At 61.3% G+C, this 15,934-nt stretch carries 13 protein-coding genes; 3 read left to right on the forward strand and 10 right to left on the reverse strand.

Annotation, left to right across the window (positions count from 1 at the left end):
• Nucleotides 1-117: 117 nt before the first annotated feature.
• The 9 genes from tssA to AC57B1_RS19635 form a co-directional block, all read right to left on the reverse strand.
• The gene (gene tssA, locus AC57B1_RS19595) at nt 118-1,224 is read right to left on the reverse strand and encodes a type VI secretion system protein TssA (protein ID WP_496418359.1); all 1,107 of its coding nucleotides are present in this window, start codon (nt 1,222-1,224) and stop codon (nt 118-120) included.
• A gap of 64 nt (nt 1,225-1,288) precedes the next feature.
• A complete protein-coding gene (gene tssH, locus AC57B1_RS19600; RefSeq protein ID WP_496418360.1) occupies nt 1,289-3,964 on the reverse strand; it encodes a type VI secretion system ATPase TssH in 2,676 nt (891 codons plus the stop codon).
• A gap of 35 nt (nt 3,965-3,999) precedes the next feature.
• A complete protein-coding gene (tssG, locus tag AC57B1_RS19605; protein ID WP_408349571.1) occupies nt 4,000-5,094 on the reverse strand; it encodes a type VI secretion system baseplate subunit TssG in 1,095 nt (364 codons plus the stop codon).
• On the reverse strand, nt 5,058-6,896 hold the full coding sequence (gene tssF / locus AC57B1_RS19610; protein ID WP_496418361.1) for a type VI secretion system baseplate subunit TssF: 1,839 nt from the start codon (nt 6,894-6,896) through the stop codon (nt 5,058-5,060). Before tssF ends, tssG begins: the two co-directional genes overlap by 37 nt.
• 138 nt (nt 6,897-7,034) lie before the next feature.
• A complete protein-coding gene (gene tssE, locus AC57B1_RS19615) occupies nt 7,035-7,514 on the reverse strand; it encodes a type VI secretion system baseplate subunit TssE (protein WP_091801930.1) in 480 nt (159 codons plus the stop codon).
• Between the two features lie 85 nt (nt 7,515-7,599).
• Entirely contained in the window at nt 7,600-8,103 is a 504-nt protein-coding gene (locus AC57B1_RS19620) for an Hcp family type VI secretion system effector (protein WP_091801933.1), read from the reverse strand.
• A 71-nt stretch (nt 8,104-8,174) separates the two neighbouring features.
• Entirely contained in the window at nt 8,175-9,665 is a 1,491-nt protein-coding gene (gene tssC / locus AC57B1_RS19625) for a type VI secretion system contractile sheath large subunit (protein ID WP_091801935.1), read from the reverse strand.
• 15 nt (nt 9,666-9,680) lie between these two features.
• Nucleotides 9,681-10,229 (reverse strand): type VI secretion system contractile sheath small subunit, encoded by a 549-nt coding sequence (gene tssB, locus AC57B1_RS19630; protein ID WP_408187373.1) that lies wholly within the window; start codon nt 10,227-10,229, stop codon nt 9,681-9,683.
• A gap of 35 nt (nt 10,230-10,264) precedes the next feature.
• Nucleotides 10,265-10,945: a tetratricopeptide repeat protein gene (locus AC57B1_RS19635; RefSeq protein ID WP_496418362.1), complete on the reverse strand. Its 681-nt coding sequence runs from the start codon at nt 10,943-10,945 to the stop codon at nt 10,265-10,267.
• 362 nt (nt 10,946-11,307) lie between these two features.
• Between AC57B1_RS19635 and tssJ the strand changes: the two genes are divergently transcribed.
• The 3 genes from tssJ (at nt 11,308) to icmH (ending at nt 14,165) form a co-directional block, all read left to right on the forward strand.
• On the forward strand, nt 11,308-11,934 hold the full coding sequence (tssJ, locus tag AC57B1_RS19640) for a type VI secretion system lipoprotein TssJ (RefSeq protein ID WP_408349560.1): 627 nt from the start codon (nt 11,308-11,310) through the stop codon (nt 11,932-11,934).
• A gap of 108 nt (nt 11,935-12,042) precedes the next feature.
• Complete coding sequence (gene tssK / locus AC57B1_RS19645) at nt 12,043-13,389, forward strand: type VI secretion system baseplate subunit TssK (protein ID WP_496418363.1); 1,347 nt, start codon at nt 12,043-12,045, stop codon at nt 13,387-13,389.
• On the forward strand, nt 13,386-14,165 hold the full coding sequence (gene icmH / locus AC57B1_RS19650; RefSeq protein ID WP_091801949.1) for a type IVB secretion system protein IcmH/DotU: 780 nt from the start codon (nt 13,386-13,388) through the stop codon (nt 14,163-14,165). Before tssK ends, icmH begins: the two co-directional genes overlap by 4 nt.
• Before the next feature lie 69 nt (nt 14,166-14,234).
• On the opposite strand, the gene zwf is transcribed toward icmH, so the two are convergent.
• Nucleotides 14,235-15,722, reverse strand: a complete 1,488-nt coding sequence (gene zwf, locus AC57B1_RS19655) for a glucose-6-phosphate dehydrogenase (RefSeq protein WP_408349554.1) — start codon at nt 15,720-15,722, stop codon at nt 14,235-14,237.
• Nucleotides 15,723-15,934: the final 212 nt, after the last annotated feature.

Consider the following 15,934-nt stretch of genomic DNA (forward strand, 5'->3'; position numbering starts at 1 on the left):
ACGTGGAGGCCGCCACGCTTCAAAAGCCGGACGGCCAATCTGCCAGCGGGCTCTTACGGATAATACGACTCACTGGCAAAAAATCAGTGCTCTGAAAATGAGTTATGCAGACCTTCCCTAGCTGTTCTCTTCCGGCTTCACACCGAGCAACTCGCGAATATGCGCGAGCGATCCGTCGTCTTTCACCACGCTCGAAAGCCATTGATGCAACGGCATATCCGCCGCCTCCGCTGCCTTGTCGGCGAAATAGGCGGCAGGGTTATGCGGCTCCGTAGCGCGAAAGAACCTGGCCACCGCGCGCAAATGCGCGACAGCCTGCGCACGGCTTTGAATTCCTGCAATGGGGCTGGCGGGCATGGTCGTCAACACAGGTTCCTCACGTTGCGGTGAAGTCTTGAAGGCGGGCTCGGCCCGTTCGTGCTCGTTCGGCGCAGGTCCTTTCGCGGGTGGCGCCGCTTCGGCGTTCACGCCCACTTCGCGGGCGAAGCGTTCCACCAGCCGGTAGACGCTTTCATACGCGTCTTTTGCCTGACGGAAACTCGGCGCGGAATCGCCGGCATGCCGGTCCAGCTCCTGTTCGAGCGCCAGCATGGCCGCTTCAAACGCTTTCAGATCGGCGAGCAGCGCGGCGTAGAACGCCGTTGATGTGGCGCGTTTCGACGCCTCGATCTGATCGATCGACGGTTTGCCACGCGCGATGTCGTCGGCATGATCCGGATCTCGCTTGACGGCCTGCGCGACGTGCGTGGCGACATCCCAATCGATCGTGCTGTACGTATTGCCTTGCGACGACGTGATCGGCATCGCGCGCAGCAGATCGCCGGTGCGGCCGACGAGCCACGCGACGTTGCCAAGGCGATACTCGGTGTCGTCGCCGTCCGGCAACGGATGAACGTGGTCCCAGTAGCGCTCGCAAAGTCCCGTCAACAACCCGTAGCCTTGCGAGAGACCGTTGATGCCTTCGTCGATCGCGAGCGCCTCGGTCAGCCAGACTGCCAGGCGAAGATCCTTGGTCTGCGTTTGTAGCAGACTACTCGAGCGCTCGATGACAAACGACCAATCCGCCTCTTTGATTTCCGTGACCCACTCGCCCTGATCCAGCGACGGGTCTTCGAAACGGCGTGCGTGCTGAATCGCATCGAAATCCGCTGAGAAAAGCAGATCTTCGCCACAAGGCGAGATTTCGCTGAGCGGAGCCAGCAACGTGTTCAGATTAATCGGCATGAAAGAAAGCAATAAGTATCCGGTACGGCATTAAACAGATTGACGCGCGATTCGGCGCGCCCGCTCATACCACCGTGTAGTCGAATTCGCCCGCTTCGCTCGCCCGCACGGCGATGCGTTCGAGCGAAGCGCCGTTGGCCACGCGTTCCAGCACGCGCTGCGCAACTTCGGGCAGCAACGTACCGTTCAGAATGTGGTCGACATTGCGTGCGCCTGAATCCACCTCGGTGCACCGCGCGAGCACCGCATCGACCAGCGACTCGTCCCACTCGAACACGGCCTTGTGATTCGACTCGATGCGACGGCGGATCCGTTCGAGCTTCATGTCGATGATTTCGGCGAGCACGTCATCGGTAATCGGATAGTACGGCACCACTTTCATGCGGCCGAGAAACGCCGGCTTGAACGCCTTGTACAGTTGCGGGCGCAACGTCTCGGCGAGTTCGCCGGCGTCGGGCAGTTCTTCCTCGCTCTTGTTCAGGCAGGCTTGCATCACGGCCTGCGAACCGACATTCGAAGTCAGAATGATCAGCGTGTTGCGGAAATCGATTTCGCGGCCTTCGGCGTCGTCCATGGTGCCCTTGTCGAACACCTGGAAGAACATTTCGAGCACGTCCGGGTGCGCCTTTTCGACTTCGTCGAGCAGTACCACGGAGTACGGATTGCGACGCACCGCCTCGGTCAATACACCGCCCTCGCCGTAACCGACATAGCCCGGCGGCGAGCCTTTCAGGCCGGACACGCTATGCGCTTCCTGATACTCGCTCATGTTGATCGTGATCATCTTGCGTTCGCCGCCGTACAGCACGTCCGCCAGCGCGAGTGCGGTTTCGGTCTTGCCGACGCCCGACGGCCCGACGAACATGAATACGCCGCGCGGCTTGTTCGGATCTTCGAGATTGGCACTCGCGGTACGCACGCGCTGCGCGATCGCTTCAAGCGCATGATCCTGGCCGATCACGCGCGCGGCCAGCAACGGTTGCAGGTTCAGCACGGTCTGGATTTCATCCTTCACCATGCGGCCGAGCGGAATACCCGTCCATGATGCGACGATCTCGGCGACCACATGAGCGTCGACCTGCAACGGCACCATTGGCTGGCCGCCTTGCAAGGTGTGCAATTCGGCCACACGCGTGGCAAGCGTTTCGCGCGCCTGCTGCGCCTTGCCGGCTTGTTCGGGGTCCGCGCTGGCGACACGCGCCGCGTCGAGGTCCGCGCGCAGCCCGACGATTTCCGTTACCAGAGCGCGCTCCTTGTCGTAGCGCGCTTCGTCTTCGGCGAGGTCCTTGAGGTCTTCCTCACGCAGGGCGCGCAATTCAGCGAGACGCTCGTCGTGCAATGCGCCGCTCGCTACTTCGCGTTCCAGTGCGGCGATTTCAGCGTCGATACGTTCGAGGCGCTTCTTCGTGTCGTCGATTGCAGCCGGCGTGGAGCTGTGCGCGAGCGCCACTTTCGCGCAAGCCGTGTCGAGCACACTGATCGCCTTGTCCGGCAGTTGCCGGCCGCTAATGTAGCGATGCGACAGGCGCACCGCTTCGGTGATCGCGTCGTCGAGCACGCGCACGTTGAAGTGTTTTTCCATCAACCCCGCCATGCCACGCAACATAGCCGCGGCGAGCGCCTCGCCCGGCTCCTCGATCTTCACGACCTGGAAGCGCCGCGCGAGCGCCGCGTCTTTCTCGAAGTATTTCTTGTACTCGCTCCACGTGGTGGCCGCAATGGTGCGCAATTCACCTCGCGCCAACGCCGGCTTCAGCAGATTCGCGGCGTCGTTCTGCCCCGCCTGACCACCCGCGCCGATGATGGTGTGCGCTTCGTCGATAAACAGAATGATCGGATGCGGGCTCTTCTTCACCTCGTCGATCACGTTCTTCAGGCGGTTCTCGAACTCGCCCTTCACGCTCGCCCCGGCTTGCAGCAGTCCCATGTCGAGCACATGCAGCGCCACGCCTTTTAGCGGCGCGGGCACGTCGTCGGCGGCAATGCGCAGTGCCAGCCCCTCGACCACCGCCGTTTTGCCGACACCTGCTTCGCCCGTCATGATCGGGTTGTTCTGGCGGCGGCGCATCAATATGTCGATGGTCTGGCGAATTTCGCCTTCACGGCCGATTACCGGATCGATCTTGCCTTCGCGCGCTCGCTGCGTGAGGTTGCTGGTGTACGTATCGAGCGCGGGTGTTTTCGATGGCGCGCCCGGTGCGGCATCGTTGGCCGCGGCCGCGGCTGCGTCCCCTTCCGCGCCTTGCGTGCCGTTGCTGCGCTCCACTTCGCGCGAGCCGGCGGTCAGCTCATCGAATTTGTGCTTCAGATCGGTCACGCGTACGTCGCGCAGCAGCGGCGACATGCGCTCGGCGAATTGCGCGAGATCCGGCGCGCTCAGCAGCGCCAGCAGCAGATGCCCGGAACGGATGCGTCCGATCTGCGAATCGAGCGATGCAATCAGCCAAGCCTGTTCGAGCCATTCGATCAGATGCCTGGAAAACACCGGCGTGCGCGTGTTGCCGGTTTTCAACCGCTGCAATTCGCGCTCCAGATCCGCACGCAACGCGTGCGCGTCGATTTTGCTTGCGCGCAGAACCAGCGCGACGTCGCTGGCCGGTTCGTCCAGCAGTGCCAGCAACAGATGCTCGAGGTCGACCTCGTAGTGACCACGCGCGAGACAATTGTTCGCCGCCAGCAACGCCGCCTGCCGGCAGGTCGGATTCAGTTTGGCGATCAGGGTGTTGAGGGACGTGCTCATGTCGTGCGATCCGGGTCCAGGTTCTGTCGTTATAGTCAGTGAATCACGTGCAATTCGTAACGGGCATCCGCGCGATCACGGTCGGCCTCTTTCGTGCACAGGAACGCGTCCCAGCCGAGGCGCGCGCCCTTGCTCAACACGCTCGGGCCGACGGCCTCACGGCGCAATACCAAAGACACCTCGTATTCGAGCGTGACGCCGGCCAGCAGCGTCAACATGCGTTCGAGCGCCACCGCGCGATCGGCGCCAGGTAGAAACGCTTCATAGTCGGCTTTATCGAGCGGTCCGATCACGAGCCGCGCACGCATGTCGCGCTGCCAGACGCGCTCGCCCGCCAGCGCGGTCGCGCCGAGCGTCGCGTTCACGCTGCCGAGCAATGTCAACTGATCGTGCGGCACGTCGTACCATTTGCCGACGAACTGCTCGACGCGCACTCGCACTTTGAAGTACTCCGACAGCGTGCGTTGCAAATAAGCCGCCGACACCGGACGATGCCGCGCGGCCAGCGCGTAACCGGCAATGGCTTCGTCGAACAGTGCGCCCTCGCCGCTTTGCAGACTGTTGCGCGTGTCGTCGTCGGCGACGCCGGCCAGCGCGAGCAGCAACGGCAAATAACGTTCGTCGCGGTCCAGCTCGTAATGAAACGGCAGACGGTATTTTTTCCACGCCGCGTAGAACAGCGCCGTCGCGCGATTCGAAAACACGTCGAAGAACTCACGCGCGGCACGATCGCGCTTGATCTGCTCGCGCGCGACGATCTGCTCGGTGTAATGCAGCGGCAGCGCGCCCTGCCCGCCGAGCAGACCGAAAAACGCCGGCGTGATATCCACTTTGTCGAGCGAGCCGTCTTCGAGCGCGGCGGCACGTTGCGTTTTCTGTTTCAGCGCCGCGCCCGCAGCGTCGTAAGACTGCGCGCCGTGAATCTCACTCGGCGGAAACGACATCGACAGCGAATTGCGGAAAGCGATTCGCTGCGCGACGATTTCTCCGGGGCGCCCGGCATGGGAAGGCGATTGCTGAGCGAACCACTTCTCGAGAATTCGCACCGCCTGAAAGAATTCGAAGCGATGCGGCTCGTCGAGAAGCTGCTCGACTACGCCAGGATCGATTCGCCGCTGCGCGGTTTGCATCGCAGAATCTCCTCGCCGGTGCGCTTCGACACGACGACCAGTTGCACAAAGCTGTTCAGATGCACGTACAGCCCAAAAAACGTGTCGATCACCCGCACGAACGACGCGAGACTCGTGCCGACGAAATGTTCTTCGTCGATAGTCAAACGAATCTCAATGCCGCGCACGAAAGTGGCAAACGGTTTGCCAGGTAGCCATTGCACGGCTGCGCGCTGTTCAATGCCCACCAGCCCGTCGATATGCCGCGCCGAGACCGCCGTGCGCCGCAAATCGTAGAGCACGAGCATTTCCTTGAGCGCCGACAGACCGCTGTTCGCCAGCGAGACGTGATTCAACGCCAGATGCGAGATCAGCCGCCAATGCGCGGCGCGCCCGCGCTCGAAACGCACGCTCGGCGTGGGGCGCCGCAGCATCGAGATGCTGCCGGTCAGCGAGCCGCCCTCGAGAAACAGATCGCCGCCTTCGAGCCCTACGGCGAGACCGGCGGGCAGATCGCGATTGGTACAGGTCAGATCAAGACTCAACGTATCGGTTTGCGGCGCGGCCGGTTCGAAGTCGATATCGACGATCGAGATTTCGGTTTCATAGCCGGGGCTTTTCTGCGCGACCCAATCGTTGCGTCTGGCGAACCAGTAGTGCCCCGCGCGCGCTGCTTCGCCGTGATGCAGCGAATAGAATGGCCGGAATTCGATCACCGATTCTTCATGCGCCTGCTGCCTGACGAGTTTCACCGAATCGATCGAATAGACCTCGTAGGCAAATGCACGGCGCGCTTCGGCTATTACCGGATACGAAATCGCCTGATGGCTGACGCGAATCGGCTCGCCGTGCTGCTCGAACAGATTCACCACGGGCGTGCAGAAAAGGCGGAAATGATGTGCGCCCAATGAATCCAGCAAACGCGCCACGTGTGAGTCGCTGCGCACTTCCTTGAGCACCACGTGCAGCGTGACACGCTGGCAGCGGCCGCTCGCGCGCGTCATGGCCGCGAGATCGAAGTCGGCGAAATTGAATTTCTCGGGGAACGCGAAGTACTCGGTCAGCAACCGGTACGCCGGGTGCGATTTGGCTGGATAGTCGATCAGCGCGTCTTCTTCGCCGAAACCCGCCTGCACGACCGGCGATTCGCGCACCTCTTTCCACACGCCGCGCCGGTCCGCCTCCACATACGTGGCCATGGCGTTGACGAACAGACAGTCCGCCAGCGCCGCGATAAAGGACTGTTCGCCGTGCAGGTGCGTGCGCAGCGTGCCGAGTTTAAGCGCGGACAGATCGAGTTGCGCCGCCGTCGATTCAAAGGTGATCGACACGATCGCCGTGGCATTGCCTGGTAGCACGGTTGCACTCGGCGCCATCGCCACCGAGGTGTATTTCGCCTCCGAAATACGGATTGGCGCCAGCGTCACGTCGTAGGCGGTACGGAACCGGCATTGCACGCCGCGAATGGGCCGTGACTTGAGTTCAGTGCCGCGCTCCACCCGTACGGGTCCCGTCAAATGACTCAGCGCGGCGGACGTGCCCAACTGTGCGATCGAGCACGACGGAAATGGCCGCAGGTAGTGCGGATACAGCACTTCCAGCAGCGCTTCGGTGAATTCGGGGTAATCGTCGTCGAGTTTCTTGTTGATGCGCGCGCCGAGCAGCGCGAACGACTCGATCATCCGCTCGACGTGCGGGTCCTCACAATGCTCGCCGGACATGGCCAGACGCGCCGCGATCTTCGGGTAGCGTTCGGCGAAGTCGCGCGAATAGCGCCGCAGAAATGACAATTCGCGCTCGTAATACGGCAGCAATTCTTCCATCGATCTATCCCCGGACCTGAAACCTATCCGCCCAATCTATCGCCGCCGTTGCGCGTAACGGCGGCGGTAAAGCGGTACTAAGAAAGCCATTGCTCGACAACCCCGCCACCTGAAATGCGGCGGTTGAAAATCTTGCTGCTACAGCTTCGCGCGTGCGCGCGTCACCGAGTATTGCAACGTGGACGGTTGCAGCATCGCGTCGAAACTCACCGGTTCTTCCGCCGGATGCACGACCAGCAGCGCCTGAATGGCGAAGTTCAACGCATTGGTCGATTGTTCGTTCAATTCGAGTGTGACCGCCACATCCTGCAAGCGCGGCTCGTGCCGTGCAATGGCCTGTTGAATCGATTTGCAGATGAACGTGCGGTCGTAATGGCTCGCGAGGCTCAGGCCCGCGAAATCGTTCAGACCGTACGTGAGCACCGAGCGCTGGCATTCCGGTAGCGCCGCCAGCTCAGGCTCGGTCAGGGCGATGCGCGTATTCAGGATCGCCTCGACGTCGCGTGCGACGGTGCTCTTCAATTCGTCCAACGACAATTGCCGCATTGCCGGAGAAGCCGGCAGATGCGGTTCGTCGTCGAACAGCTTGTCGAGAAAGCTGGGTTCGAAACGTTTCATCAGCGTCCGAAGAAGCGGATCGATGCGAGGCGCGCACGGCACACGGCGGCCCTCGCGAGCCACGCGTGCCGGATGCGCCCCTGCATCAGACCGCGTACGTCTTGTCGTTCTTCGTCAGGCTCCACGCGCCTTGCGCGTTGCCGCCCTGGTTGCCGCCGATCTTCTGCTGCGTGTACTTCCATTGCACGGCAGCGTATTTCAGCGAGAACTGCTCGGAAGGCAGGCCTTCGCCCACCACGCTCGGCGTCACGCTCGAGATGATCACGTACTTGAGCTTCACTTCCAGGTACTTGATGCGATTGCCTTCGCCGTCCGAACGCATGAAGTCGATCGTGACTTCGTCGAACGTCGTGCCGCCCGATGCATGTTGATAGATCAGCGGGCTGACCACGTCGATGTCTTTCGTGAACAGCATGTCGGCATGTTCGCAGCGCTCGGAGGTGTGACCACCTGCCGTTGAAGCCGTTGCCGAACGCGGTTGCGTGATCGAATGGCTCCACGAATCAATTTCGATCCAGCCAGCGTGATCCTTATCGGCAGACTCGCCTTTGATCGCCGGATTGCCGAATTTTAAATAGATATCCTTCATAATTCATCGACTCCCCAAAGAGGTGGTTTTAGCAGCTAATCCGGGCGGCCGGCCCGGGTTCTCTGATTTGCTTATGAATTGGCCGGTTTCGGCAGGTCGGCGACGAGCCGCAAAGAAATCGACAGCTCGTCCAACTGGAAATGCGGACGCAGGAATGCAACCGAACGATACGCACCCGGCTTGCCCGGAATCTCCGAGACCTGTATCGATGCCTCGCGCAACGGGAACTGCGCCTTCTGCTCCTGAGTCGCGTTGTCGTCGAGCAGCACGTACTGCGAGATCCAACGGTTCAGGAATACTTCGACATTTTGCGCCGATGCAAAGCTGCCGATCTTGTCGCGCATCATCGCCTTCAGGTAGTGCGCAACGCGCGACACCGAGAAGATGTACTGCAATTGCGCGGACAGGACTGCGTTCGCATTGGCGCTGTCGGTGCTGTATTTCTTGGGCTTCTGCACCGATTGCGCGGCAAAGAACGCCGCATAGTCCGAGTTCTTGCAGTGCACGAGCGGAATGAAACCGAGGTCGCTCAACTCCTTCTCGCGGCGATCGGTAATCGCGATTTCGGTCGGGCATTTCAGCGCGACTTCGCCGTCGTCGGTTTTGAAGGTGTGAGTGGGCAGATCTTCCACCAGACCGCCACCTTCCACGCCGCGAATCGCCGCGCACCAGCCGAAGTCGTCGAAGGCCGCCGTGAGGCGTGCGGCGAATGCCCACGCCGCGTTACACCACAGGTATTTGCTGTGATCCGTGCCGTCCACGTCTTCGACGAAGTTGAAACCCTCCGCCGTGGCGCCGTCTTTCGGATTGAACGGCAGGCGGCCCAGAAAACGCGGCAGCGTGAGGCCGACATAGCGCGAATCTTCGGCGTCGCGAAACGACTTCCACTTCGCATATTCGACCGTGTCGAACACCTTGCCGAGATCGCGCGGCCTGCCGAGGTCGGCAAAGGTTTCGAGGCCCAGCAATTCAGGCGACGCGGAAGCGATGAACGGTGCATGCGCGGCTGCCGCGACGTGCGACATCTGCTCGATGAAATACACGTCTTCCGGCTGGCGCGTCACTTCGAAGTCACCGATGATCGTGCCGAACGGCGAGCCGCCGAATGTGCCGAACTCTTCCTCATAGATCTTCTTGAACAGCGCGCTCTGGTCGAATTCAATCGCCGTCTTGAAGTCGCGCACCAGGTCGCGCTTGGGCGCATGCAGCGCCTTGATCTTGACCGTTGCGCCGGTATTGCTTTCCTTGCACAGGTAATCCAGACCGCGCCACGTGCTTTCCATGCGCTGGAATTGCGGCGCGTGCATCACCGCGCTCAACTGCGCGGAGATCAGGCGGTCGAGTTCGGCGACGCGTGCGTCGATCGTGGCCGACAGGTTGTCGGATACCACCACCGTACCGTCGAGCACCTGATGCACGAGCTCGCCAATCAGGTCTTTCGCGCGCGCGTGTTCGGAATCGGACTTCGCCACGCGGCTCTTCTCGACGATTTCGTCGAGCAGCGTGGATTCCGTACCGCCTTGCGCGGTGGCGAGTTGGGCTGCTGCCGTTTGTTGGTTCATCTCACACCCCGTGCTTTATTCGCCCTGCTTGTCGTGGTCCGGCGCGCCGCCGTGCTGGTCCGCCGCGTTGCCCTGATCTTTCGCCAGAGTTTGCAACTGCTGCGTGTTGTTGAGCACTTCGCTCAGCAGGTCTTCGAGCTTGTCGTTGCCGGCCAGCTTGTTGCGCAGATCGGCGAGCTTCGAGCGCGCTTCGAGCAGGCGTCGCAGCGGTTCGATTTGCGCGACCACTTCGTCCGGATTGAAATCGGCCATCGACTTGAAGCGCAGATCGACCGCGAATTTGCCGCCGGCTTCGCTCAGGCGGTTTTCCACCTGGAACGCGGCGCGCGGCTCGATCGCTTTCATCACGTCGTCGAAGTTATCGCGATCGATGTTGACGAACTTGCGATCGCGCAGCTTCGGCTGCTCGACTTCGGACTGCCCCGCCAGATCGGCGACCACGCCGACGACGAACGGCAGCTCCTTCACCTCGATCGCATCGCCGCGCTCGACCTCATAGGTCAATTGGACGCGAGGCGGCCGCACTTTTTGCAAGCGTTTTTGAATGCTTTCTTTCTTCGCCATCGTCGGCTCCCGGGTGCTGATGGATCAGGCTTGGATCAGCGCAGCGCGCTGAACGGATCGGACGCGCCGCCGCTTTGCGCGGCTTTGGCGGGTGCGGCAGGCGCCGCCGGCGCCGCGGGAGCAACCGGCGTGGCGGCGGCCGGCGCGGCACTCGTGCTGGCATCCGGCGTATCCACGGCTTTGCTCTTCGCGGTGTGACGAATGACGCGCTTCTTCTTCACCACGGGCTTGTCGCTCGGGTCAGGCGGGAACAGCGTGGCTTCGCCGAGCGTGTCGCGCAGTTGCTTGGCGAGCGCTTGCGCGTCCGACTTCGCATCGCCCGCGAGCGATGCGTCCTGACGCAATTCGCCGAGCGATTGCGTGGCGACGCGCAGGCCGGCCACGGCCAGCACGCTCTTGGCCTGACGATCGGTCTGGTCGCGTTGCAGCGCTTCCTGCGCGGCCACGATTGCCTGACCGTAATGACCTTGCGTGAACTGGATCTGCGCAATACGCGACCACGGTTCTTCACGCGTCGGATCGGATTTGGAAAGCTGCTGATAAAGCGCGATTGCGCGATCCTGATCGCCGCCCTTTGCGACGGTATCGGCATCCGCGAGTTGCTTATTAAAAGCCTCCGGTGTGGTCGCGACATTGTTACCCTGTGTCGCACAACCGGCCATCACGCCGCATGCCAACACAACCCCAGATAGTTTTACTAACAGACGCTCATTCATCGTTTTTCACCGACGTGCGAATTTTTTATTTCAAAGGGAAAACCGGAGTTTTGCTTTGCTTCAAGTGCGCGGGTATAGTACAGGCCAATTTTCGATAATTCAACTTTCGTGTGAAGAAGGATTGCACAAAAAAATGCATGAGGGTCATTTAAACGAAACATGCAGAAATTGTTTCCTGTTGCAATAGCGAGAAACACAAAGCGGAAAAATTTTCCACTCCTCGACCGCTATAGGTAGTCACGTCTGGCTTCATGCGCTTTGCATAAAGCGGCATTACGTGGCAAAACAATTTTGCAAAATGACGGACTTGATTTCGTTATTGATTGTTCTGATAGGGGACGGCGGCGAGCCGGTCGATGTATATGAATTCGCGTCTTATCCACTATGCATCGCGGTTGATTGCCAATGCCGCCGCGTGCGCGCTCCTGGGCGGTTGCGCGGCTGGCGTGACGGTGCTCGGAGCCGCCGCCAACGCGGCTTTGCAGGCGAGCGGCCTCGGCAAACCGGACCTGCCTGACGCCCAGAAACCGCCACGCAATGTCGGTCTCACCTTATACGCAGCGCCGAATCTGAATGCGGCGAACGACAAACGCCCATTAGCGCTGGTAGTGCGGCTATATGTCCTGAAAGACCCGACCTCATTCCAGCAGGCGCCATTCGACGCCTTTACCGATCCAGCGAGGGAAAAAACTACCTTGGGTGGCGATTTGCTGGGTGTGCGCGAACTCACGCTAATCCCGGGCCAGCGCTACGTTGTTACCGAAAAAGTCTCGCGTGAAGCGCAGGCGTTCGGTATCGTCGCGTTATTCCGCGATCCGGCCATGCAACGCTGGAAATTCGCCTTCGACCCGGCAAAGTCGGAGAAATCCGGCATAATGATCGGCCTGCATAACTGTGCAATGACGGTGACCAACGGCACTGTGATCCCACCAGAACAGGGATTGCCCGCACAACCGCTGAATATGCTCTCTTCGGTGAGTTGCGGATAAAGATGCCGATAAAATGCGATTTAACATTTTTCACAGATTTAACAATGCGGCGCTCGAATCGGTTATCTCCGGGTGCGCCACACGCTGAACGCATATAACAGGTTTGAGATGAGTTATTCCGCAAAAGTGCTCTGGGGGGAAGGCCTGTTTCTGAGGCCGCAGCATTTTCAGCGTCAGGACGCCTATCATGAGGCACGCCTGTTCGAATCGATCCAGGCGATCCAGCCGTACAACTGGGGCGTGCGTTCGGCGCGCTTCGACCGCGACGCGCTCGGCAGCAACGTGCTGCGCGTGAGCGAACTTTCGCTGGTGTTTCCCGACGGCGCGCTCTACTCCGCGCCGCAAGCCGACGACCTGCCGCCGCCCATCGCGCTGGATACGCTGCCCGACGGCATCAACGAGTTCACGTTTTATCTCGCGCTGCATCCGGTGCGCGAAACCGGCGCGAACTATTCGCAAGACAGTAACGCGGGTTTCGTCTCGCGTTACGTCAGTGAGCAGACGCCGGTGGCCGATCATTTCACCGACGCCGCCGAAGCCGACATCACGTTTCTGAAAACCAGCGTCAAACTCATCGCGCACAGCGAGCCACGCGACCAGTTGCTGTCGGTGCCGCTCGTACGCGTGCGTCGCACGGCCACGTCCGGTTTCGAAATCGACGACACCTTCGTGCCGCCCTGCCTCGCCATCGACGCTTCGCCGGTCCTGCATCAGCGGCTGCGCCAACTGATCGACGCACTGCAGGCCAAGGTCAATGCGTTGTATGGCTTTCACCGCGAGCCGACCAAGAACATCATCGAGTTCCGCTCCGGCGACATTGCGTCGTTCTGGCTGCTGCATACAGCAAGCGCGGCGTTCGCTTCGCTCGCGCATTTGTACCAGCATTCGGCGCTGCATCCTGAACGTCTGTTCCAGGAACTGCTGCGCCTCGCCGGTCAGTTGATGACGTTTTCGAAGGGCTATGCGCTGTCCGACTTGCCGGCTTACCGGCACGACGATCCGGGCCCCGGTTTCGCGCGTCTCGACACGATCCTGCGCGATCTGCTCGAGACCGTGATCTCCACGCGCTACTTCGCGATTTCGCTCGAAGAAGTGCGCCCGTCGTTCCATGCGGGCCGGCTCGACTCCGGCAAGATCGACGACAAGACCCTGTTCTACATCGCGGTGTCGGCGGACATGCCCACCACCGAGCTCGTGGAAGCCGTGCCCGCGCGCTTCAAGGTCGGCGCGCCGGACGACGTCGACAAGCTGGTGCTCTCGGCCATGCCGGGCGTGCGCCTCGTCTACACGCCGCAGGTGCCGCCCGCCATTCCGGTCCGCCCGGGCGCCTGCTACTTCTCGTTCGAATCGCGTGGCGCGCTGTACGACCGCATGTTGCAGGCCCAATCGGCCATGATCTACGCGCCGTCGGGCATCAACGATCTTCAACTCGAACTGATCGCCGTCACATCATGAGCTACGCGCCCTCCCTCTTTGGCGGCAGCACGCCTGCCGCGACGCCCGCCCCGATCACCGAGCCGAGCTATCAGGTCCGCTCGCTGCTCGATCTGCTGTACGACGGCTTCTTCATGCTGTTTCTGTTGAAGAACGGCCGCGAGCCCGGCGACGCGCAAGAATTCAGCCAGCGCATCCAGCAGTTTCTCGGCGACTTCGAACGCGGCGCGAAGAAGCTCAATGCGTCGGCGGAAGATGTCTACGCGTCGAAGTTTGCGTTCTGCGCGGCCATCGACGAATCGGTGTTGTCGTCCACGTTCAGGATCCGCACGGAGTGGGAGCGCCGGCCGCTGCAACTCGTGCTGTTCGGCGAGCAACTGGCGGGCGAAAAATTTTTCCAGTATCTCGAGGAATGCCGTGCACAGGGCGCGGCACGTCTGCAATCGCTCGAGGTGTTTCACATGTGCCTGCTGCTCGGATTCCAGGGCAAATATCTGCTCGAGGGACCGGAGAAGCTCGCCTATCTGACCGCTCGCATCGGCGATGAAATCGCGCATATGAAAGGCAAACGCGCGCCGTTCGCGCCGCATTGGCCGCTGCCCGATCAGGTCGCGCACCGGCTGAAACGCGAGGTGCCGTTGTGGTCGATCGGCGCGGTGTTCGCGCTGGTTGGACTGCTGGCCTACCTCGGCCTGAACACCTATCTGCGCGACCAGACCTTGCGCTCGCTCGCGCCGTATTCGCAGGTGGTCAAGCTGGGGCCGCAATCGGCCACCTTGACGATTTCGTTGCCTTAGGCCTGCGTTTATCGCGGACATAAAGAAGCCCGCTTTCGCGGGCTTTTTCACTGCGCTGAAGAAAACCGTTTATTGCGACTCTTCCGCCCACACGGCATTTTCGCGCGCCATCAGCGCGGTCGATGCCGACGGTCCGAACGTGCCCGCCGTATAGCTACGCGGCTTCTCGCCCGACTTGCTCCAGCCCGCCAGAATCGGCTCGGCCCATGCCCATGCCGCTTCCAGTTCGTCGCGACGCATGAAGTGCGTGAGACGGCCGCGAATCACGTCGATCAGCAAACGTTCATACGCTTCCGCGCGGCGCTCAGTGAAGGCCTGCTGCAAGTCCAGATTCAGATTGACCGGCACCATATGCATGCCGCTGCCCGGCTCTTTCGCGAGCACCTGCAACTGGATCGACTCCTCGGGCTGCAACTGGATCACGAGCCGGTTGCCGTAGTTGTGCCCGCTATTCCCGTTCGGGATGATCGAGAACGGCAACTCGGAAAACTCAATGACGATCTCCGACACCTTCTTCTGCATCCGCTTGCCGGTACGCAGGAAAAACGGCACATGCGCCCAGCGCCAGTTGTTGATGTGCGCGCGCAAGGCGACGAAGGTTTCGGCGCGGCTGCCTGCCGGCACGTTGTCTTCCTCGAGATAACCCTTCACCGCCTCGCCGTCCACGGCGCCGGCGGTGTACTGGCCGCGCACCGTATCGCGCGCGATGTCTTCCGGCGTCATGGGCCGCAGCGAGCGCAATACCTTGAGCTTTTCGTCGCGGACCGCGTCCGGGTCGAGCGACACGGGAGGTTCCATCGCGACAATGCACAGCAATTGCAGCAAGTGGTTCTGCACCATGTCGCGCAGCGCGCCGGTTTTGTCGTAGAAGCCCGCGCGGCTGCCCACGCCGACCGTCTCCGCCACCGTGATCTGCACGCTCTTGATGTACGGCGCCTGCCACAGCGGGCCAAAAATCGGATTGCCGAAGCGCAGCACCATCAGGTTCTGCACGGTTTCCTTGCCGAGGTAGTGGTCGATCCGGTAGATCTGCGCTTCGTTGAAATGCTTACCGACCGCTGTGTTGATCTCCTGCGCGGAGGCCAGATCGTGGCCCAGCGGCTTTTCGAGCACCACGCGCGAGTTGCCGTCGACGAGTCCCGCGGCCGCGAGGTTGTCGCAAATATTCGTGAACAGATCCGGCGACGTCGCCAGATAGAACACGCGGCGCACGCCTTCACGCGACGCTTCCTTCAGGCGTTGATAGTCCTCGACCGAGTCCACGTCCATGCGCACGTATTCGAACAGCGCCAGGAATTTGTCCCAGGCGGCGGCTTCGAACGCTTTCTTTTCGATGAAGGGCTTCGCCTTCAACTCCATGAATTCGTTGATGTACTCCTCACGCGACCACGGCTTGCGGCCGATCGTGAGAATGCGGGTGTCCGGCGGCAGATTGCAGTGCAGATGCGCCATGTAGAGCGCGGGCAGCAGCTTGCGAAACGACAGGTCGCCGGTGCCGCCGAAGATGATCATGTCGAGCGGCAGGTCGGGAGTGGCAGAAGCGTGGTGGGTCGTCATAGCGCGGTCGCAGCGTCGTGATGGATGAGGCGTCGGTCAACGGGCAGAAAAAAGCAGCAGCACAAGCAACAGCACAAGCAGCAGCGAAGCGCCGTGCCGGCAGGCCGGCACTTTTTTCTGGCAAACGTCTATGGTGCAACGTTTTGCGATTGTTTGCACGGCAACATGTGCCTCAGGTTGGCGCAATATGCCAACCTGAGGCGGTAAGAGCC

The sequence above is a fragment of the Paraburkholderia sp. BGA-UO-ETr-F21 genome, assembly GCF_059567925.1.

Coding starts and splice junctions, on each gene's coding strand:
- tssA (WP_496418359.1), bottom strand. CDS start 1,224: ATGCCGATTAATCTGAACACGTTGCTGGCTCCGCTCAGCGAAATCTCG.
- tssH (WP_496418360.1), bottom strand. CDS start 3,964: ATGAGCACGTCCCTCAACACCCTGATCGCCAAACTGAATCCGACCTGC.
- tssG (WP_408349571.1), bottom strand. CDS start 5,094: ATGCAAACCGCGCAGCGGCGAATCGATCCTGGCGTAGTCGAGCAGCTT.
- tssF (WP_496418361.1), bottom strand. CDS start 6,896: ATGGAAGAATTGCTGCCGTATTACGAGCGCGAATTGTCATTTCTGCGG.
- tssE (WP_091801930.1), bottom strand. CDS start 7,514: ATGAAACGTTTCGAACCCAGCTTTCTCGACAAGCTGTTCGACGACGAA.
- AC57B1_RS19620 (WP_091801933.1), bottom strand. CDS start 8,103: ATGAAGGATATCTATTTAAAATTCGGCAATCCGGCGATCAAAGGCGAG.
- tssC (WP_091801935.1), bottom strand. CDS start 9,665: ATGAACCAACAAACGGCAGCAGCCCAACTCGCCACCGCGCAAGGCGGT.
- tssB (WP_408187373.1), bottom strand. CDS start 10,229: ATGGCGAAGAAAGAAAGCATTCAAAAACGCTTGCAAAAAGTGCGGCCG.
- AC57B1_RS19635 (WP_496418362.1), bottom strand. CDS start 10,945: ATGAATGAGCGTCTGTTAGTAAAACTATCTGGGGTTGTGTTGGCATGC.
- tssJ (WP_408349560.1), top strand. CDS start 11,308: ATGAATTCGCGTCTTATCCACTATGCATCGCGGTTGATTGCCAATGCC.
- tssK (WP_496418363.1), top strand. CDS start 12,043: ATGAGTTATTCCGCAAAAGTGCTCTGGGGGGAAGGCCTGTTTCTGAGG.
- icmH (WP_091801949.1), top strand. CDS start 13,386: ATGAGCTACGCGCCCTCCCTCTTTGGCGGCAGCACGCCTGCCGCGACG.
- zwf (WP_408349554.1), bottom strand. CDS start 15,722: ATGACGACCCACCACGCTTCTGCCACTCCCGACCTGCCGCTCGACATG.